This is a genomic window from Streptomyces sp. NPDC057702, assembly GCF_042799315.1.
GTDB lineage: Bacteria > Actinomycetota > Actinomycetes > Streptomycetales > Streptomycetaceae > Streptomyces.
Window position 1 is genome coordinate 1 of sequence record NZ_JBHVJC010000016.1, and the last position, 19081, is coordinate 19081.

The window sequence follows — 19081 nt, forward strand, 5'->3', positions numbered from 1 at the left end:
TTTTTTTTATCCCGCGGGGGGGGGCCCGCCCCGCGGGCCGCCCCCCCCCGCGCGGCGCCGGTCGACGGGCCCGCGCCCGCCACGGCGCGGGCGCGGGGCTGATGGGGCCGGGCCAGCGGGCCGGGGGCGAGCCGGGCGGTCAGGTCGTGCTGGGGACCCGCTCGTCGCTGTGGCCCGTGGCCCGCGGGGTGCCGGCCACGCCTGGCGCGGGGGCCGCGTCCGGCGTCGGGGCCGCGTCCCCGGTGGCGTTCGGCCGCGTGCCGGCGTCGCCCTGGGGGGCCGGCCGGGGGCGGGAGCCGCTGAGCCAGCGCGTGCCGGGCTTTTCCACCAGCGCGTGGAGCACGGCCGACAGCGCCAGGCTGACCAGCAGGAAGCCGAGGATGACGAGGACGGCCTGGCCGGTGTCCCAGTTCCTGCCACGGCCGATCCAGTCGTGGCCGTACAGCAGCACCAGCAGGTGTACGAGGTAGAAGGCGAACGAGCGCTCGCCGAGCCAGACCATCGGCCCGCTGGCGAACCAGCTCCCGCCACCGCGCACGTCCGCGTCGGCGGCGGCCGGGATCAGCAGCGCGATCGGGACGATGGTGGCCGCCACCAGGCTGTACAGGTAGGGGACCTCCTGCGAGGCCAGGTAGTAGCCGACGCCGAACAGCGCGATCGGCACGACCAGCGGCAGCCGGAACCACCTGCCCTCGGCCACCACCCGGGCCAGCAGCATGCCGAGGACGAACTCCAGGGCGCGCGCGGGCGGGAAGACGTAGACGAACCAGTACTGCTTGAGGCTCGCGACGCCGTCGGGGAGCGTCATCACCGGCTCGGCCGTGACCAGCCTGGCCACCAGCGGCACGCAGATGATCGCGGCGGTCACCACCGCCACGCAGGGCCACAGGTGCGCGGCGCGGACCCGGGAGACGCCCCACCACAGCAGCGGGAAGGCCAGGTAGAAGAACATCTCGCAGGCGAGCGACCAGCTGACGGCGTTGCCGCTGAGGAAGATGTCGTACTCGGGCCACCAGGAGTGGACGAGCAGCAGGTTGGTGAGCGCCTCGTCGGCGTCGACCGTGCCGGCGGCGGCCAGCGCGCCGTCGGTGCGCGAGATGAGCCAGAAGGCCACCAGCGCGGTCACCAGGTGGCCCGGGTAGACCTTGGCCAGGCGGCGGCGCCAGAACCGGGGCGCGGTGTCCCCCGCACGGCGCGACCAGGCCAGGACGAACCCGCTGAGCACGAAGAAGAACGAGACGCCGATCCAGCCGGCCTTGTTCACGACGTCGGCGTAGTCGCCCTGTACTCCGGGGTCGCGGAAGAAGCGCTCCCACGCGACGTGGAAGGCGAAGACCATCAGCGCGGCGACGAAGCGCAGGCCGGTCAGCGACGGCAGGCGGGACGGGTGGTGGGGGGTGGGGGTCATGGTGTGGCGCTCCCTCGCGGCCCGGCGTCTGGCCGGGCCGGTGTGTCGGTGGTGCCCCGGTCCGGCGCCCGCAGGGCCCGGTCGGTGAGAGCCGCCGCCGCCCCGGTGTAGCGGGCGGGGTCGAGCAGCGCGCGGATCTCCTCCTCGGTGAGGTGGGCGGTGATCTCGGGCAGGCCGGCGAGGACCTCGCCGAGCCCGAGGCCGCGCTCGGCGGCGGTCCGGGCGGCGGCGCCCAGCAGCGCCTTGGCCCGTGCCTTGCCGAGCTGAGGGGTCAGGACGGCGGCCACCCGCTCGGAGACGATCTGGCCGCCGGTCAGGTCGAGGTTGGCCCGCATGCGCGCGGGGTGCGGCTCCAGGCCCGCCAGGAGTTCGGCGGCGGTGTGCGTGGCGCCGCCCGCCAGGCGTAGGCACTCACGCAGCGGCTGCCACTCGGCGTGCCAGGCGCCGCCCGAGCGTTCGTCCTCGGTGAGCATGCAGGCGTACAACCCGGCGGCCTGTTGCGGCAGTTGGAGGGCGGCCGAGCGCACGAGGGTGGCCAGGACCGGGTTGCGCTTGTGGGGCATGGCCGAGGAGGCGCCGCGCCCGGCCGGGCCCGGCTCGCTGACCTCGCCGACCTCGGTGCGGGCCAGCGACTGCACGTCCACGGCGATCTTGCCGAGCGCGCCGGCCAGGAACGAGGTGGCCGCCGCGATGTCGGCCAGCGGGGTGCGCAGCACGTGCCAGGGCAACAGCGGTACGGCCAGGCCCAGTTCGTCGGCGTAGGCGGCGATCAGGGCCTCGGTGTACGCGGCGGCCCGCTCCCGTCGCTCCTGGCGGTCCGTCCCGTCGCCGGTGTCGCCGTGGCCGGCGTACTCCAGGTAGCCGGCCAAGGTGCCGGCGGCGCCGCCGAGCTCCACCGGCAGGGACGCCTCCAGGGCGCGCAGCCGGTGGGTGGCCTGGCGGACCAGGTCGAGCCAGCCGGCCGCCTTGAGGCCGAAGGTGGTCGGGACCGCGTGCAGGGTCAGGGTGCGGCCGGCCATCGGGGTGTCCCGGTGCTCGCGCGCCAGCCGCTCCAGCGCGGCCGAGCAGCGCGCCAGGTCGGCCAGCATCAGGCCCACCGCGCGCCGGGTGACCAGCATGGCCGCGGTGTCCAGCACGTCCTGGCTGGTGGAGCCCCGGTGGACGTAGTCGGCCGCCAGCGCGTCCCGGTCGGCGACGGCCGCGGTCAGCGCCTGGACGAAGCCGACGACGGGGTTGGCGGTCTCGCGCGCGGCGTGGGCCAGGGCCACCAGGTCGAGTTCGGCGTCGGCGCCGACGGCGGCGATGGTCTCGGCCGCCTCCGTCGGGACCGTGCCAAGGCGCGCCTGGGCGCGGGCCAGGGCGACCTCGGCCTCGATCATGGCGCGCAGCCACGCCTGGTCGTCGACCTCCGCTTCGACGGGCGTGGCCGCTCTGACCGGGGACAGCAGTCCCGCGTCCAGTGCCCCGGCGGGTTCCCTACGGTGGGCTGTCATCTCGTCTTACGCGTCCTCTCGTGGGCTCGTGAACTGGGCGGCCCGGCGGGCTGGTCGGGCTCCGGTGCCCGCGCGGGCCGTCCGTGGCGGTGGCTAGGCCGCGCTCTCGGTCAGGTCGGGCTCGGTCGGCTGGGCCGGCTGGGCCGGCTCCGTGTCGGGCGCCGCCCCGGCGACCAGGGCGAGGGCCGCCAGGGCGATGGCGTCGGAGTCGGTGAGGGTCACCGATCCGACGCCGGGTCTGATACCGGCCGCGGTCACCCAGTGCACGGCCTCGGTGGGCACGCCGAAGGCGAAGCGGCGCGGGTGCGCGCGGTCGGCCGCGTCCAGCAGGTGGAAGGGGCGGGCGGTGACGGCCAGGCCGTCGGTCTCGTACCAGCCGCCGTCCCGCCGGGCGACGCGGTGCGCGCGGCACTGGCCGCTGTCCTGGAGATGGCGCAGCAGCGCGTCACCGGTGCGGCGCAGGGTGATGTCGGGCAGCCGGGCCTCGACGAGGGTGCGCGCGCGCACCGTGGAGTGCGGGACGTGGGGCGAGCTGGCGCGGTAGCCGTCCGCGGTGACGTCCACGCGCAGGGCCGGGCCGAGCACGCGCAGCACCCCGGCCTCGATGAGCGCCACCATCTCCTCGGTGCGGCGGGCCGGCGGGCCGATGGAGAGGTAGGCGTTGAGCGGGGTGTACCAGCGGTCCAGGTCGTCGCGGTGGCTGTCGCCGTGCAGCCCGCCGTGGTCGACCACGAGTCGGATCTCGTTGCGCAGGTCGCGCAGGACGTCCAGGGCGGCCTTGTGCGGGCCGCTGACGTTGCCCAGCCGGGCCTGCTCCAGGTCGGTGCGCAGGTGCTCCAGCAGCCAACGCGTGAAGTGGTCCGGGTCGGTGAACTCCTGGTCGCGGTAGGGGTGGGCCAGGCCCTCCCAGTCCCAGCGGTCGGCGCCGGTCAGCCCGTAGGCGTCCAGGACCTGGGACTCCTCGGCGCTGCCCCAGGGCCGGTCCAGGTACTCCTTGCGGAAGCCCTCGATGTCGGCGGCCCGGCCGCGCCCGGCGAGCAGGGCGCTGTAGTAGACGGTCTCGGTCTCCTTGGCCACCAGCGGCCACACCTGGACGCGGAAGTCCGCGCCCAGGGCGCCGGTGGGCCCGCCGCGCAGCGCGGCGATCCTCTCCGGCGTGAGCAGCAGCGGCTCGTGCCGGCCGTGCGGGCCCTTCTCGTTCTCGCCGCGCGCCTGGTACGGGACGCCCCGGCGGGACCCGGCGTACAGCAGCGGCTCGCGGCCCGAGGGGCGGTAGACCAGGCGTCCCGCCTCGCGGGCGAAGACGCCGCCACGGCCGGCGGTGAACAGGGCCTGGTAGTCGAAGTAGTTGAGTCCAAGGCCGCGCAGCAGCACCGGTTCGCCGGGGCCGATCGCGCCCAGGTCCACATCGGCCGGGTTGGCCGGGGCCAGGTAGGTCAGGCCGTGCTCCCGGGCCCGCTCGGCGATCGCGCGCTCCCCCGCGCCGGCGTCGGCGGGCAGGTGGCCCAGGGCGAGCACCACGGCGTCGAGGTCACCGAGCACGGTGCCGTCGGCCAGGGTGACCTGTTGCGGCGGCCCCCCGGCGACGGGTCGCGTGCCCTGGTCGTCCAGGGCCACCGCGCGCGTGGCGTGCGCGGTGATGGTCACCGTGGCCGGGGCGGTGGCCACGATCCGCTGGTAGACCCAGGTCAGGTACTGGCCGTAGAAGGCGCGGGTGGGGTACGAGTCGGGGCCCAGCTCGCGCGCCTCGGCGAGGGCGGCCGCGCGGTGGGCTCCCTCGCCGAGGTCCCGCTCGCCGCCGGGGGCCAGCAGCGAGCGGGCCCACTGGTACAGGCTCGGGCCGGGTTCGAGCGGGCCGGCGAGCTCGACACTGTCGTCGGTGAACAGGGATATCTGCCCCGCGACGGTGTTCATCAGCAACTGCCGGGACTGGTCCACGCGCCAGACGCGGCCGGGCCCGGGCGGGAAGGGGTCGACGAGGTGGATGTGGAGTCGGGTGCCGCGAAACGTTTCGCGTGCGGCGGCGCAGAGGCGCTCTAGCACGGAGAGGCCACGTGGCCCCGCGCCTACTACGCACACGGCTTGCTGCCTGGAGGTCATGCGCGTCCGTCCTGCGAATAGAGGTGAAGGTGCTGGCGGAAGGTGCCGGTGGAACGCTATGGGAGTGGGGAGGGGCCTGAACACCGGTGGTGCTCGGGTGACAGGCGCGGGCGGTCGGCACGGGCCGGCCGGTGGGGGCGCGCGGGGACGGGGTCGCTCATCGGCCGGCCCCGCGCGGCGTACGCCGCATCAGGTGGGTCACGGCGTTGGCGATGACGGTCCGGCCGGTGTGCCCGGCCACGGTCAGGATCGACTCCGGGTGGAACTGCACGGCGGCGAAGCCGCGGGCGGGCATCTCCACCGCCATCGCCACCCGCCCCTCCTCGGTGGTCGCGGTCACCTTGAGCTGCTCGGGCAGCAGTTCGGGCACCGCGTACAGCGAGTGGTAGCGGCCCGCCTCGAACGCCGGCGGCAGCCCGTCCAGCAGCAGCGAGTCGGTGGTGGTGCGCAGGATGCGCGAGCGCTTGCCGTGCACGGGCGCGGGCAGCGTGGCCAGCCGTCCGCCGAAGTACTCCACCAGGCCCTGGAGGCCCAGGCAGACCCCGAAGACGGGGATGCCCAGGCGTTCGGCCTCGGCCAGCGTCGCGGCGGTGGCGAAGTCGGAGGGGGTGCCGGGGCCGGGTGAGAGCACGACCAGATCGGGCCGCTGCTCCCCGAGCAGGGGCAGGTGGCCGCCGCTGCGGTAGGTGCGCACCCGGGCGCCGGTCTCGCGGAGGTAGCCGGCCAGGCAGTGCACGAACGAGTCGCGGTGGTCGACGATCAGGACGTCGCGGCCCGCGCCCGGCGCCTCGCGCACGTGCGCCCGGCCGGCCGCCGGCCGCTCCACGCCCTCCTCCAGGACCTCAAGGAGCGCCCTGGCCCCCAGTTCGGTCTCCTGCTCCTCGTCCTGTGGCCGCGAGTCGTGGAGCAGCGTGGCGCCCACCCGTACGGTGGCCACCCCGTCGCGCAGTTCGATGGTCCGCAGGGTCAGGGCCGTCTCCAGGCAGCCGTCGAAGCCGACCCGGCCGACCGCGCCGCCGTACCAGCGGCGCGGCGAGCGCTCGTGCCGCTCGATGAACTCGACCGCCGCCAGCTTGGGCGCGCCGGTGACGGTGACCGCCCACAGGTGCGCCATCAGGGCGTCCAACGCGTCAAGACCCGGCCGCAGTTCGCCCTCCACGTGGTCGACGGTGTGGATGAGGCTGGAGTACATCGCGATGCGGCGTCGGGCGGTGACGCGTACGGTGCCCGGCACGCACACCCGGGACTTGTCGTTGCGGTCCACGTCCGTGCACATCGTCAGCTCGTTCTCGTCCTTGGCCGAGTTGAGCAGCGTCCGGATGTGCTCGGCGTCCTCCAGCGCGTCGCCGCCGCGCCGGATGGTGCCGCTGATGGGCGAGGACTCGACCAGCACGCGCGGGCCCTCGGCGCCCAGGTCGCGGCGGACCCGGACGAACATCTCGGGCGAGGCGCCGATCAGGAACTCCCCGTCGGCCAGGTTCATCAGCAGGCTGTGCGGGGTCGGGTTGGTGTGCCGCAGCCGGCGGAAGAGCGCGGCCGGGTCGCTGTCGACCGCGCGCCGGAAGACCTGACCGGGGACGGCCTCGAACAGGGCCCCGGAGCGGAAGAGCGGCATGGCCGCGTCCACCACCCGCGCGTACTCGCCCACCTCCAGGTCCCGCTCCCGGGCCGGGCGGCGGCCCGGGGTGAACGCGCAGGCGGGCGTGGCGCGTTCGAGGCCGTCGGTGGCGCCGCCCGGCGTCCGGAACTCGTACGCGTGCCGCCACGCCTCGTCGCTGTGCAGGTCCAGCTCGTACAGCGCGTCCGGCAGGTGCAGCACCATGTCCCGCTCGCCGGGCGTACGCCGCTGGTGCCGCTCCATCGGGTCGACCTGGAAGATCAGGTCGTAGCCGAACGCGCCGTACAGGCCCAGCAGCGGGTCCGGGCCCGCCAGACCCTCGACCAGGGCCCGGACGGCCGCGAAGACGCCGACCTGGCGGGTGCGGTCCTCCTCGGCGAACAGCCCGGCCGGCGGCGTGCCCCGCGCGCGCACGCTGTCCTCGCCGTCGCTGACGTCGGTCAGCGACGGCGCCGTGGCCAGCAGCGCGCCGAGCACCGGCAGCAGCAGTCGGCCGCGTTCGCCCAGGGCCCGGAAGGTGACCCGCGCGCCGGAGGCGGTGACCTCGACGGGCGGGTCGAGGTAGCCGATCGCCCGGTCGCCCTCGCGGAACTGGAGCAGGCCACGGCGCTGGCACAGCCCCTCCTCCAGGACGCCGCGGATGGCGCTCGCGCTGCCGACGTGCTCGGTGGTGCGCACGATCTCCACACCGGCGGGCGTGGTCCACCGCGTGGTCTCGCCCGCCCGGTCGGCGGCCGGCTGGGCGGCTTCCAGCAGGGTCATCTCCCGGCTCCTTTCAAGCCCGGGTGCCGCGCGGGCACCCCACGACGGTCACCGGGTCACGCGGTGGTGGTCCAGAGGAGGTCCGCCCGAGCGGACTGCACATGGGTCCAGCCCTGGCTGAGCTCCGCCGGCGGGCAGGCGTAGGCGACGGGCCCGGCGGTGGCCGCGCGGACCCGTTCGGCGAGCGCCATCTGGGCGGCGCGGTTGTCGGCCGCCTCGCCCTCGCCCGGGGCGACGGCCACCACGTCCAGCTCCACCTCGCGCGCCAGCTCGACCACCCGCGCGACGGCGGCGGCCACCGGCGCGTCGGCGGGCGCGGTGGCCCGCACCAGCACACCGACCCGGGCGCCGGGCGCCGCCGCGCGCGCGGCGCGCACCCGGGTCTCGGCCTCGGCCAACGGGTCCTGGTCGTCGCCCAGTTCGACCACGACGGTGGCGGCGTCGGGCGACGGGGCGACGGGGTCGTCCACGCCGACGAGCACGACGTCGCCCGGGTCGGCCGGCTCGCCCACGGCCACCAGGGCCGGCACCGGCTCGGTGGGCCTGGCGGTCCACGGGTGCCCGCAGCGCTCGGCCAGGCCCTTGTCCAGGCGCAGCAGCAGATCGGCCGGGGACTGCCCGCTGCGGCTGAGCAGGCGCAGCATCAGCGTGCCGACGTCGAGGTCGGCGTGCTCCTCCTGGTGCTCCCACATCCGCCGGCTGGCCCACGCCGCCCGTTGGATGCCCGCCACGATCGGTCGGCGGGCCCGCTCGTAGCCGGCGAGGGCCTCCGCCAGGCCGGTCCCGGACGCGTCGTGCAGGCGGCGGGCGAGTTCGGTGGCGTCCTCCAGGGCCATGGTGGTGCCGGAGCCGACCGAGAAGTGCGCGGTGTGCACGGCATCGCCGATGCCGACCAGGCGCCCGTGCGACCAGCGGTCGGCGTCGACGTGCGAGAACGTCAGCCAGCGCGAGCCGTTGCCGATCAGCCGCGCGCCCGCCAGGTCGTCGGCGAAGACCGTGGCGCAGTACGCCATGGCCTGTTCGTCGTTCCAGCCCGGCGGCCGCGTGTGGCCGTCGACGAAGCCGCCGGCGGCGAAGGTCTCGGCACTGATCTCCACCAGGAAGGTGGACCTGTCCCGGGTGTAGGGGTAGACGTGCGCGCCGACGGGGCCGTGGCCGCCGTCGGCGAACAGGAAGGTCATCGCGTCGAAGGCGCGCTCCACGCCGAACCAGGCGTACCGGCTGGCGCCGGTGACCTGGCGGGCGCCCCAGTGCTCGGCCTGGGCGGCGCGGGTGCGGCTGCCGGCGCCGTCGGCGGCGACCACCACGTCGTAGCGTTCCAGGAGGTCGACGGCGTCGGCCTCGGTGCGGTAGTGCAGGCGGGCGCCGGACTCGCGGGCCAGCTTCTGCAGGCTCAGCAGCAGCGCGCGCCGCTCCACGGCGGCGAAGCCGTGCCCGGAGGAACGTACGGCCCGGCCCGCGCGGCGGACCTCCACGTCCTCCCAGCGGGCACCCTGGTCGAGGAGGGCGGCGACCACGTCAGGGGCGGCCTGTCGCAGCCGGGCCAGGCTCAGTCGGGAGAAGACCACGCCGAAGCCGAACGTGGCGTCGGCCGGGCTGCGTTCGAAGACGTCCACCTCGTGGTCGCCCAGCCGGCGCAGCAACAGGGCGAGCATCAGCCCGCCGGGTCCGGCGCCCACACATGCGACTCGCATCGTCCTCATTCCCCCTTGGCCGGGGCGGCGGGCGGGGTGTTCGCCTCGCCGCTCCCGTTGGTGTGCGGTACGGCGTCGGTCGGCGCCTTGGGGCCGGCCGGCGCGGCGGTGTCCGCCGGGCCGGCCGACGCGGTGGCGCGCGCGCCGTCGGTCGGCGCGGTGGTGTCCGCGCCGTCGGTCAGCCTGGCAGGGCCCGCGCCCCGGTCCGTCGCCGGGCCGACCTCGGTACGGGCCGGGGCCGTGGCCGGGGCCGTGGGTGGCGCGACGGGTGACGCCCCGGCGACGGGCCCGCGTGCCCCGGCCGGTGGCGGCGCGGCGGTCGGTGGCGCGGCGGCCACGGGTGGTGGGCCAGCGGTCGGTGGTGGGTCTGGTTCGGGGTCGGGCCGCCTGGTGAGCTGTTCGCGCAGCACCCGGCGGAGCACCTTGCCCGCGGTGCCGCGCGGCACCTCGGGGACGAACACGACGCGCACCGGGCGCTTGTAGCTGGCCAGTTCGCTCACGCAGGCCGTCAGCAGCGTGGCCGCCCGGGGCGCCGGCTCGTCGGCCGCGACGAACGCGACGGGCACCTCGCCCCACTCCGGTGACGCCTCGCCCACCACGGCCACGTCCCGCACCCCGGGCTGGGCCGCCAGCACCCGCTCGACCTCGGCCGGGTACACGTTCTGACCGCCCCGGATGAGGACGTCGCCGAGCCGGTCCACCAGGTAGAGATAGCCGTCGGGGTCGGCGTAGGCGACGTCGCCGGTTCGCAGCCAGCCGTCGCGTACCACCTCGGCGGTGGCGGCCTCGTCGCGCCAGTAGCCGACCATCCGCCCGTCGCCACGCACGCACAGCTCGCCGATCTCGCCCGGCGGCATCCGCTGGCCGCTCGGGCCCTGGATCTCGATGTGCGCGCCGGGCAGCATCCGGCCGGCCGCGCGCAGCCGCAACTCGTCGACGGCGGCCGGCTCGCTCAGGTAGGAGCGGTCGAAGAGCATGGTGGCGACGGGGCCGCCGCCCTCGGTGATGCCGTAGATGCTGCGGAAGGGGGAGGGGAAGCGCTCCAGGCCCTCGCGCAGCACCTCGTCGGGCATGGGCGCGCCGCCGAACATGACGTCGGTGAGGCTGGACAGGTCCGAGGCCGCGAACGCCCGGGTGCGCAGCGCGAAGCGGACCATGGCGGGGACCAGGAAGGCGCGGGTGGCGCGGTGGCGGGCCACGTCCGCCAGGAAGCGCTGCGGGGTGAACCCGCGCTCCAGGACCAGCGTGCCGCCGGCGGCCAGCACGGCCAGCCCGATGACCATGCTGCCGTGGAAGAGCGGGCACGGGTGGACCATCACGTCGTCGGGGCCAAGGCCCAGTTCGGCGGCCATGCCGGTGTAGCAGGCGGACAGGGAGCGGTGGGTGACGGTGACGCCCTTGGCGCGGCCGGTGGTGGCGGAGGTGTGCAGGACGGCGTAGACGTCGTCCTGGCGGGGCATCGCCAGCGGCCGTACGCGCCCGGTGGCCATGGTCTCGTACGCGGGCGAGTCCAGCGGTACCCGCCAGCCGTCGCCGAACGCGGGGTCGAGCCGGTCCAGGACGGCCTGTTCGGCGAAGACACCCACCGGCTCGACGTTGGCGACGATGTGCCGGGCCTCGGGCGCGGGGAAGGTGTGGTTGACGGGGCACACGATCACGCCCGCCTTGCCCGCCGCGAGGTAGACCTCCAGCACCTCGGCCCGGTTGGGGGAGCTGACCACGATCCGGTCGCCGCGCCGCACGCCCCGGTCCAGGAGGGCGCTGGCCAGCGCGTCGGTGCGCTCGTCCAGCGCGCGCCAGCTCAGCTCGCGCGCGCCGTCCACCACCGCCGGCGCGTCGGGGCGCTGGTAGCGGTGGCGGCGGACGAAGTGGGCCATCCACATCAGGGGGCCTCCCCGCCGGCGGTGGTCCGGCCCGTGGCGCGGGCGCCGGCGGCGAGCGGTTCCGGCGGGTCGACGAAGTCCAGCGGCGGTCGGTGAACCGGTGTGGGCTGGTCGGTCACGGCTTCCCCTCGTGTGGTGCGCTGGTGCGGTGGCGCTCGGTACGGGTGGTGGTGTGGGCGGGCGGCGGAGCCCGTGGGTCTGGTCGGGCCCCGCCGCCGTGGGCGCGCCGGCGCCCCGTGGGCTACGCGCCGGCGCCCCGTGGGCTACCGGCTGGCCTCCGCGTCGGTGGCGCGGGCCGGGTCCGGGGCGGCCTCGCCGCCCTCGCTGAGCCCAAGGCGCCGGTGCACGCGGGCCAGCGGGGCCGGTGCCCACCAGTTCCACCTGCCGGCCAGCCGCATGAAGGCCGGCACGAGCACGCCTCTGACCAGGGTGGCGTCCATCAGGACGGCCAGTGCCATGCCCAGGCCCAGGATCTTCATGTACGTGATGCCCGAGACCACGAAGGACAGGAAGACCACCGCGATGAGCACGGCCGCGGCGGTGACGATGCCGCCGGTACGCTCCAGGCCCAGCGCCACCGAGCGGGTGTTGTCGCCCGTGGCGTCGTACTCCTCCTTGATGCGCGAGAGGAGGAAGACCTCGTAGTCCATGGAGAGGCCGAACGCCACGCAGAACATCATGATCGGGGTGGTGGCGACGATGCCGCCGGTGACCGTGAAGTCCCCCACCAGCCACTGGAGATGCCCGTCCTGGAAGATCCAGACCATGGCGCCGAAGGTGGCCGTCAGGCTCAGCAGGTTGAGTACCAGGGCCTTGATCGGGACCAGGACGCTGCCGGTGAGCAGGAAGAGCAGGACGAAGGTGGACAGGGCGATCAGCGCGACGGCGTAGGGCAGGCGGTCGCCCAGCGAGTCCATCGTGTCGCGGAAGGCCGGCCCGGTGCCGCCCACCTGGACGTCGAAGGGGGCGTCGGTGGCGCGCACGTCGCGCACCACGTCCTGGCCCGCGTCGCCGTAGGACCCGACGGAGGGCACCACCGAGATCCAGGTGCCGTCCTCGCCCGCGTAGCGCTGGGAGGTGGCGCTCGCCTGGCTGACCTGGCGGCCCTTGGCGTACGAGCCGGTCAGCGCGTCCACCCGGGCGATGTTGTCGAGCCGGGAGAGCGCGGTGGCGTAGTCGGCTATCTCGGAGCGCTTGTCGGCGGGGTCGCCGAGTCCCTCGGCGACGACCATGACCGGCTCCATCTCGTGGGCCGCGTAGTCCCGCGCGAGCGTGGTGTTGACCCGGTGCGCCTCGGCGTCCTGGGGGAGCGTGCGCTCGTCGGCGAGGTTGAAGCTGATGCCGAGGAACGGGCCGCCGAGGACGAGGAGGACGACCACGACGCCGGTGGCGAAGGGGATCGGGCGGCGCATCACCCGGGTGGCGACCGTGTGCCAGAAGCCGTCCTCGACCGCCCTGGTCCTCCGCTTGCTCCACGACCACGTGTTGACGCGCGGCCCGATGACGGCCAGCAGGGCCGGCAGCATCACCAGCGTGGCCAGCGCGGCGAACGCGACGACGGCGATTCCGGCGTAGGCGAAGGACCGCAGGAAGTACATCGGGAACAACAGCAGCGCCGAAAGCGACAGAATGACGGTGATGGCCGAGTAGAGCACCGTACGACCGGCGGTTTCGATGCTGGTGGCGACCGCTTCCTCGACCGTCACGCCTTTTCGGAGTTCCTCGCGGTAGCGGCTGACCACAAAGAGGCTGTAATCGATACCGAGACCGAGTCCGAGTCCCGTGGTCATATTCATCGCGAACACCGAGACATCGGTGAACGAGACGAGAATCCGCAACACCAGCATCGCGCCGATAATGGCGACAATTCCGAGCGCCAGAGGCAACAGCGCGGCGATGACGCCACGGAAGACCAGAATCAGCAGCAGCAGCGTGATCGGCAAAATGATCGTCTCGGCCAGCAGCAGGTCGTCCTGGGTCTGGACGTTCAGTTCCCGGTACGCCTCGGCCCGGCCGCCGAAGAGGATCTCCAGGCCGTCGAAGCCGTCCTCGTAGTGCGGGAGCAGCTTCTCCAGGTGGTCCTCGACCGTGTCCTCGTCACCCTTCAGATGGGCCAGGACCAGCGCGGAGTCGGACTTCTCGGCGCGTAGCGCGGGGTCCTTGCCCAGGGTCCAGTAGGAGCCGGCCGACTGGACGCCGGGCTCGGCGCCGAGCTTGCGGGTGAGCTCCGCGCCCTTGCGGGCGGTCTCGGCCCGGTCCGCTCCCCCGGGGGTTCGCACCAGCAGCACCAGGTTGGGCTCGCCGGTGCCGAAGCGGTCGGTCAGCGCCTTGCTCGCCCGGGTCGACTCCGCGTCCGGCACCTCGTATCCACCCGACGACAACTTGCTCGAAACGCTGCCGCCCAAGCCTCCGGCGACCACGCAGAAAAGCAGGCACAAAACGAGCACCAGCTTTCTGCGGTCGGTCCCCAGCGCCGCCAGCCTGTTGAACATCAGATCCTCCAGTGTGGAGCTTTCGGAACCGGCCGATTCGGTTCCGCCGAGAAGGGGTCTCGGAGACGATCAGATCAGTCGGCGAGTGGCAGCGGGCGGCAGTCGACCAGAATTCGCTCGCCATTGGTGGGGACGTGGTCGGCCAGTGGCTCCTCGGCCGTCCGGTCCCAGGCGAGTACGCGGTTGTGGACGGAGCCACGGCAGAAGTCGGCGAACTCGGCGGCGGTATTGCGTTGCCGTCCGCCGAGATAGGCGAGAACGGGGTCGAGCACCAGCCAGCGCCCCTCCTCGTACACCTCGGTCCAGGCGTGCTCGACGCCGATGAGGCCGAGCAGGAACCCCTTGCGGGTGCGGGCGCGCAGGCCCGCCTCCTGGGCGCGCTCGCGCATCAGCCAGGCCGAGACCACGCAGTCGGCCATGCGGTGGGCCAGCGCGGTGCGCGGGTCGGCGCGCAGCGTGCCGGGAATCCAGCCGTACTGGTAGACGCCGGTGGCCAGTTCGTCCAGGAGCTGGTCGTGGATGTCGCGTACGGCGTCGGTGCGTGGGCTGTCCACCGAGCCCTGGGTGGTCAGCCGGGCCTCGGCGGTGCCGGGGCCGTCGATCTCCGGTTGCCACTCGACGAGTTCGCCGCCCAGCACCTTGGGCGCCGGCGGCAGCGGCGCCACCACCGCCTCGGGCGAGCCCGCCACGGACGCGGCCAGCCGCACCCGCCAGTTGCGGGTCGCCGTCCAGCTCTGCGGCTTGCCGGTGGCCAGGCGCATGCAGGAGCGTTCGCCGAGTTCGGCGACCGAGCGGCCGGTGCCGGACGTCAGCCCCAGGTTCATCACGTCGTGGTAGTCGAACAGCGGCCCCTGGGGGCCCGGTTCGGCCGGGAGGCCGGCCGCCACCAGCAGCTCGACCAGGTGTTCGTCACAGCCGAGCTGGTGGGCCGCCTCGGTCACCCCGAGCCGGGGCTCCCGGTGTCCGGCGGGTACCGGGATCATCTTCTCCACGCCGCGTTTCATCGCGGCCAGCCGCGAGGCCAGCGGGTCGCCCGCCGCGTCGCGGTGATCGGTGGTCATCGTGCGCGCTCCTTGTCGCCGTCTACCGTTCCGCGAGCCGGGTCAGTTCGCCGGCGGCGAGCCGGCGGGCGACCTCACCTCGCTTGACCTTCCAGGTGGCCGTGTGCGGGATGTCGTCCCAGCGGCAGTGCACCGGGTCCGCCAGCGGCGGTAGTCCCGCGGTCGCCGCGGCCCAGGCCGCCGCATCCAGCGGCAGGTCGCCGCGCGTGCACACCAGGGGCACCGGCGGCCCGTCCGCGACCGGGATCAGCACGGCCTCGGTGAGGTGCGGGACGGCCTCCAGGATGTGGTCCTCGGTGGCGAGCAGGCTCTCCACGCCGTCCTTGCGGTCGACCAGTCGGTCGTACAGGTGCAGGCAGCCCTTCTTGCTGACCATTCCGTAGTCCCCCATCGCCCACCAGCCGTTCTTCCGCTGGTCGGGGTAGCCGATGTAGCTGGGGGTGATGCCGCCGGAGCGGGCGAAGATCGCGCCGGGGCGCTCCTTGCCGAGCGGCGTGTCGCCGTCCTCGTCGCTGACGCGGATCCTGGTGTGCCCGAAGACAGGCTTGCCCACGCAGCGGCCGTCCTCGCAGCCGCCGCCGAGCCGGTGCAGCTTGACGGTGACGGGACCGGTCTCGGACTGGCCGTACGCCTGGAGGTAGCGGGCCTTGGGCGCCGCCACGCGCAGCAGCGCGTTGATGGTGCGCGGGTGGGCGGCGTCGAAGGAGCTGAGGAACATCCGTACGCCCGCGAAGAGTTCGGGACGCTTCTCGGCGACCTCCTCCCAGCGGATGAACACGTTGGGCACGGTCTCCAGCAGCCCGGGGCGCACCCGGGCCATCATGGCCGCGGCGTTCTCCGGCGCGGGGTCGATCATGAAGCCCAGCGGCACGCCCAGGGCGAGAATGGCGAGCATCCCCGACATGCTGCGGGCGTGCACCGGGGACAGGCACATCAGCAGCGGGTCGTGGACGCGCAGCACTCGGCCGATCATGACCTGTGGCTTGGCGTGCCCGGCGAAGCTCCTGACCGAGTGCACCACCAGCTTGGGCACCCCGGTGGTGCCGGAGCTGTGGGTGACCAGTTGCGGGGCGTCCTGCGGGGGGACGGTGGGCGCGGGCAGCGTGGTGGCGTTCAGCTCGCCCAGCGAGCGGCCGTGCGCGCCGGCGTCCCCGACGTACCACCGGGGGGCGGTGTCGGCGGGCACCTCGGCCAGCACGCCGGCCGTCTCGGTGGCCGCGTCGGTGATCAGCGCGACGGGTTCGGCCGTACGCACCAGCGCGCCCAGTGAGGCGGCCCCGACCGCGTGGTGCACCAGGACCGGTACGGCGCCGATCCGCGCGCAGGCGAAGGCCAGCAGCGGCACGTCGAAGTTGGGCCGCTTGACCAGGACGACCCGGCCGCCGGCGGTGATCCCGGCGGCGGCCAGCAGGCCGGCGGCCGTCTCCACCCGGTCGCGGAAGTCCACGAAGCTGAGCTCGGTGCCGGCGGTCGGGAAGAGGTCCAGCGGCCGGTCGAGGTGGATGCTGGCGCTCGGGTGCCGGCGCGCGGCCTCCGTGGGCGCGGTGGCCAGCGCCATGGTGCGCCGGCTCACTGGTCGGCTCCCTCGCGGAGCGCCGCGCGGGTGTCGGGCTCGGCGGCGATGTGCGCGACGAGGTTGTCGAACGAGGAGACCGCGTCGACCGAGTCCAGCAGGTCCCACTCGACGCCGAAGGTCTCGTCGATGGCGTCCAGCAGGCGCATGAAGCCGGTCGAGGTCAGACCGAGGTTCCACAGCGGCACCGTGCGGGCGCCCGCCTCGTCCAGCGGCACGGCGCCGCCCACGATGTCCTCCAGCAGGGCGCGCAGCTTCTCGGCTACCGCTTCCGGGCTGTGCATTGGGGTCCTCCATTCACTGCCCGCATCCGCTGGCAGGTTCGGGTGGTACGGGGTGGGCGACGGCCGCGACCGCCGTGTGCGGGCCGCGACCGCCGCGGCCTACGCCACGCGCAGGCGCTGGGAGGTGGGCTTGACCACGCGCCCCAGGCCGGCGCTCTCGTCGAACCCCCGCTGCTGGCGGAGGAAGTAGAGGAGGTAGGCGGCCAGGTCCTCGATGCCCATCGGCGCCCGGGAGGCGTCCGCGCCGCACACGGCGTCGGTGTGGGTGAGGTCGAAGGACTTGCTGTTCTTCATGTGCGGGCGGTAGAAGTCCATGCCCTTGTCGAACACGTCGTCCACCGGGGTGAAGTCGGCGGTGTCCGTGGCCCAGACGGGGCCGGGCAGGCCGACCAGGTCCATGACGGTGGTGATCACGTCGCTGGTGGTGGGCTGCTCGGAGTTGGCGAGGTGGAAGAAGGTCTCCGGGGAGTCGGAGAGCGCGATGGTGACGGCGTTGCGGGCCACCATGTCCACCGGCACGAAGTTCAGCCGCGACGCGGGGTCGGCCAGCAGGCGCACCCGGGTGTCGGGCATCATCTCCACGCCCAGCCGGCGGCCGGCCACGCGCTTGAAGAGCAGCACCTGGCGGGCGAAGCCGTACATGCCGGACCAGTTGATGCCGTGCCGGGTGACGCTGTGCCCGATGACGATGCTGGGGCGCAGCACGCGGACGCGCATCCGGTCGGTGGCGGCCAGCACCAGCGCCTCGGCCTGGATCTTGGAGCGCTCGTAGCTGTTGTTGGCGACCGAGGTGTCGGTGGCGCGCTCCTCGCGGATGACGCCGCGCTGGGCGCCGGCGACGTAGGAGGTGCTGACGTAGTTGAACGTGGTGGCGCCGAGGTCCTGGGCGAGCTGGAGGATGTTGCGGGTGCCGCCGATGTTCTGTGCCTCGATCTCCTCGCGGTACTCCTCCTCGTACCGCAGCGAGGCCGCGCAGTGCCACAGTTCGTCGATCCGGGGCGCGGTGGCCAGGTCGACCCCGCCGCCCGGCACGGTCATGTCGCCGCGGATGGCCCGGGTGCGCTCGACGATGGCGGGGGCCAGCTCGGGGCGGCCGTACCCCTCGGCCAGGCCGGTCAGCGCCGCGTGCAGGCGCTTGGTCGCTCCCTCGTCGTCGTCGCCGCGCACCATGGCGTAGAGGACGCCCTCGGTGCGCTCCAACAGTTCCAGGACCACGGTGCCGCCGACGAAGCCGGTGGCACCGGTCAGCAGACGGATCGTCATCAGTACGTCTCCCAGGGGTGGTGACAGCGCGCCCGGCCGGGGCGGCGGTGGCTGTCGGAGGGTCGCGGTGGGGCGGCGGGGGAACGGGTCGCGGCCGGGCGGCACCCGAAGTCCGGGGGGTGGCCGGGGCCCGGGGTGGCCGGCGCGGGGGCCGGTGCGCGCCGGGCGGGTCGGCCGCGCGCCGGACCGCTCCCCCGCCGGTGGGCGGTCAGGCCGAGGTCGCCCGGTCGGCCGCCACCAGTTCGCGCAGGAACTCGCCGGTGGCCTTCTGGAAGCCGTCCGGGTCGTCGAAGAAGGGCACGTGGCCGGCGCGGGGCAGGGTCACCGCGCGCGAGCCGGGGATGCGGGCCAGCGCGTCCTCGACGACCGACTCGCTCCAGGAGAAGTCGCCGTCGCCGAGGATGAGCAGGGTGGGGGCGGCGAGCTGGGACAGCAGCTCGGGGTCGTCGTCGAGTTCGAGGGAGGCCAGGAAGTTCTCCTTGATGCCCTCGACGGTGAACAGCGAGGCGAAGCTGTCGCGCAGCGCCAGGTAGGCGGGCAGGCCGCCACCGTTGATGGTCTGGTCGCAGAAGGCCATGGCGTACAGGTGGTTGAAGAACTGCGGCAGACCGCCCGAGTCCAGGCTGGCCACCCAGGAGCGGGTGACCAGTTGGCGGCGCAGGCCGCCGTTGGGCGAGAACGCGGGGCCGACCAGGACCAGGCCCGCGACGCGCTCGGGGTACTTCAGCGCGAAGTCGCGCACGATGAGGGTGGAGATGGAGGTGCCGACCAGGTACGTCTTGTCGATCTTGAGGTGGTCGAGCAGGGCCTTGAGGTCCTCGACGTGGTCCACGAAGCGGACCTTCTCCGTGCCGGGCTTGGAGTTGCCCTGGTTGCGCAGGTCGTAGTTGACGAGCTGGAAGTCGCCTTCGAGCTGGGTGGTGAAACCGTGCCAGAAGGGGCTCACCATGGCGAAGTTGTTGAGCATGGTGATCGCGGGGCCCTCGCCGCGCACCTCGTAGCTCAGCTCCACACCGCCGTCGAGCACCAGCGTCTCGTGATCGGCGTACCGGACGTCGAGTTGTCCGAACTCCAGGTCTGCCATGTCGGTTCGTCCTCCGTTGTCGTCGCACGACCGCGCGGGTGCGTGGGTGTGCTGTGCGAGGTGGTCCTGCCGGCCCGCGCGGCCGGGCCGTGCGGGGGTGGGGCCGTGGCTCCCGGTGGGGCCGTGACCCGGCCGGCCGCTCGGCCCTGGCGGGGCCGTGGCCTCAGTGGCGGGACTCCCGGCCGTCACCGGCCGGGTCGGTGCCGGTTCCGGCGCGCGGGCCGGCGTCGGCGGCGTCGGCGGTCGCGCAGTGCACCTCGAAGCGACATGCGCTGATGTCACCGTGGCCCGCTGCGACGATCTCCACGTCAAGCCCTGCGGGCACCAGCGGCCATCCGCCGTGTCCCATCGGGCACCCCCTTGTCC

13 protein-coding genes are annotated in these 19081 nt (G+C 74.2%); all 13 read right to left on the reverse strand.

From position 1 onward, the window contains the following. Positions 1 to 139: 139 nt before the first annotated feature. The gene (locus tag ACFVFR_RS14250; protein ID WP_383701074.1) at positions 140 to 1408 is read right to left on the reverse strand and encodes an acyltransferase family protein; all 1269 of its coding nucleotides are present in this window, start codon (positions 1406 to 1408) and stop codon (positions 140 to 142) included. After that, complete coding sequence (pcaB, locus tag ACFVFR_RS14255) at positions 1405 to 2901, reverse strand: 3-carboxy-cis,cis-muconate cycloisomerase (RefSeq protein WP_383701077.1); 1497 nt, start codon at positions 2899 to 2901, stop codon at positions 1405 to 1407. Before pcaB ends, ACFVFR_RS14250 begins: the two co-directional genes overlap by 4 nt. A gap of 93 nt (positions 2902 to 2994) precedes the next feature. Continuing rightward, positions 2995 to 5001, reverse strand: a complete 2007-nt coding sequence (locus ACFVFR_RS14260; RefSeq protein WP_383701080.1) for an FAD/NAD(P)-binding protein — start codon at positions 4999 to 5001, stop codon at positions 2995 to 2997. Between the two features lie 157 nt (positions 5002 to 5158). Beyond that, entirely contained in the window at positions 5159 to 7381 is a 2223-nt protein-coding gene (locus tag ACFVFR_RS14265) for an anthranilate synthase component I (RefSeq protein ID WP_383701082.1), read from the reverse strand. 56 nt (positions 7382 to 7437) lie between these two features. After that, a complete protein-coding gene (locus tag ACFVFR_RS14270; protein ID WP_383701085.1) occupies positions 7438 to 9075 on the reverse strand; it encodes an FAD-dependent monooxygenase in 1638 nt (545 codons plus the stop codon). Between the two features lie 5 nt (positions 9076 to 9080). Beyond that, positions 9081 to 10958, reverse strand: a complete 1878-nt coding sequence (locus ACFVFR_RS14275) for a class I adenylate-forming enzyme family protein (RefSeq protein WP_383701087.1) — start codon at positions 10956 to 10958, stop codon at positions 9081 to 9083. A gap of 263 nt (positions 10959 to 11221) precedes the next feature. Further along, positions 11222 to 13450 (reverse strand): MMPL family transporter, encoded by a 2229-nt coding sequence (locus ACFVFR_RS14280; RefSeq protein ID WP_383701090.1) that lies wholly within the window; start codon positions 13448 to 13450, stop codon positions 11222 to 11224. A 74-nt stretch (positions 13451 to 13524) separates the two neighbouring features. Next, positions 13525 to 14511 carry a transglutaminase domain-containing protein gene (locus tag ACFVFR_RS14285; protein WP_383701093.1) on the reverse strand — a complete coding sequence of 329 codons (987 nt, stop codon included), beginning with the start codon at positions 14509 to 14511 and terminating at the stop codon, positions 13525 to 13527. A gap of 22 nt (positions 14512 to 14533) precedes the next feature. Then, positions 14534 to 16084: an AMP-binding protein gene (locus tag ACFVFR_RS14290; RefSeq protein WP_383701095.1), complete on the reverse strand. Its 1551-nt coding sequence runs from the start codon at positions 16082 to 16084 to the stop codon at positions 14534 to 14536. Continuing rightward, a complete protein-coding gene (locus tag ACFVFR_RS14295; RefSeq protein WP_383701098.1) occupies positions 16081 to 16368 on the reverse strand; it encodes a hypothetical protein in 288 nt (95 codons plus the stop codon). The genes ACFVFR_RS14290 and ACFVFR_RS14295 overlap by 4 nt, the downstream gene beginning before the upstream one ends. Positions 16369 to 16467: 99 nt before the next feature. Continuing rightward, positions 16468 to 17631, reverse strand: coding sequence for an SDR family oxidoreductase (locus ACFVFR_RS14300; RefSeq protein WP_383701101.1), 1164 nt, complete (start codon positions 17629 to 17631; stop codon positions 16468 to 16470). Positions 17632 to 17839: 208 nt separating this feature from the next. After that, complete coding sequence (locus tag ACFVFR_RS14305) at positions 17840 to 18715, reverse strand: alpha/beta fold hydrolase (RefSeq protein WP_383701103.1); 876 nt, start codon at positions 18713 to 18715, stop codon at positions 17840 to 17842. 163 nt (positions 18716 to 18878) lie between these two features. Next, positions 18879 to 19064 carry a hypothetical protein gene (locus ACFVFR_RS14310; RefSeq protein ID WP_383701105.1) on the reverse strand — a complete coding sequence of 62 codons (186 nt, stop codon included), beginning with the start codon at positions 19062 to 19064 and terminating at the stop codon, positions 18879 to 18881. Positions 19065 to 19081 lie beyond the last annotated feature (17 nt).

Excerpts from the sequence above, each read along its gene's own strand:
- pcaB (WP_383701077.1), bottom strand. The coding sequence starts at position 2,901 with ATGACAGCCCACCGTAGGGAACCCGCCGGGGCACTGGACGCGGGACTG.
- ACFVFR_RS14250 (WP_383701074.1), bottom strand. The coding sequence starts at position 1,408 with ATGACCCCCACCCCCCACCACCCGTCCCGCCTGCCGTCGCTGACCGGC.
- ACFVFR_RS14295 (WP_383701098.1), bottom strand. The coding sequence starts at position 16,368 with ATGCACAGCCCGGAAGCGGTAGCCGAGAAGCTGCGCGCCCTGCTGGAG.
- ACFVFR_RS14285 (WP_383701093.1), bottom strand. The coding sequence starts at position 14,511 with ATGACCACCGATCACCGCGACGCGGCGGGCGACCCGCTGGCCTCGCGG.
- ACFVFR_RS14280 (WP_383701090.1), bottom strand. The coding sequence starts at position 13,450 with ATGTTCAACAGGCTGGCGGCGCTGGGGACCGACCGCAGAAAGCTGGTG.
- ACFVFR_RS14300 (WP_383701101.1), bottom strand. The coding sequence starts at position 17,631 with ATGACGATCCGTCTGCTGACCGGTGCCACCGGCTTCGTCGGCGGCACC.
- ACFVFR_RS14265 (WP_383701082.1), bottom strand. The coding sequence starts at position 7,381 with ATGACCCTGCTGGAAGCCGCCCAGCCGGCCGCCGACCGGGCGGGCGAG.
- ACFVFR_RS14270 (WP_383701085.1), bottom strand. The coding sequence starts at position 9,075 with ATGCGAGTCGCATGTGTGGGCGCCGGACCCGGCGGGCTGATGCTCGCC.
- ACFVFR_RS14305 (WP_383701103.1), bottom strand. The coding sequence starts at position 18,715 with ATGGCAGACCTGGAGTTCGGACAACTCGACGTCCGGTACGCCGATCAC.
- ACFVFR_RS14310 (WP_383701105.1), bottom strand. The coding sequence starts at position 19,064 with ATGGGACACGGCGGATGGCCGCTGGTGCCCGCAGGGCTTGACGTGGAG.
- ACFVFR_RS14260 (WP_383701080.1), bottom strand. The coding sequence starts at position 5,001 with ATGACCTCCAGGCAGCAAGCCGTGTGCGTAGTAGGCGCGGGGCCACGT.
- ACFVFR_RS14275 (WP_383701087.1), bottom strand. The coding sequence starts at position 10,958 with ATGTGGATGGCCCACTTCGTCCGCCGCCACCGCTACCAGCGCCCCGAC.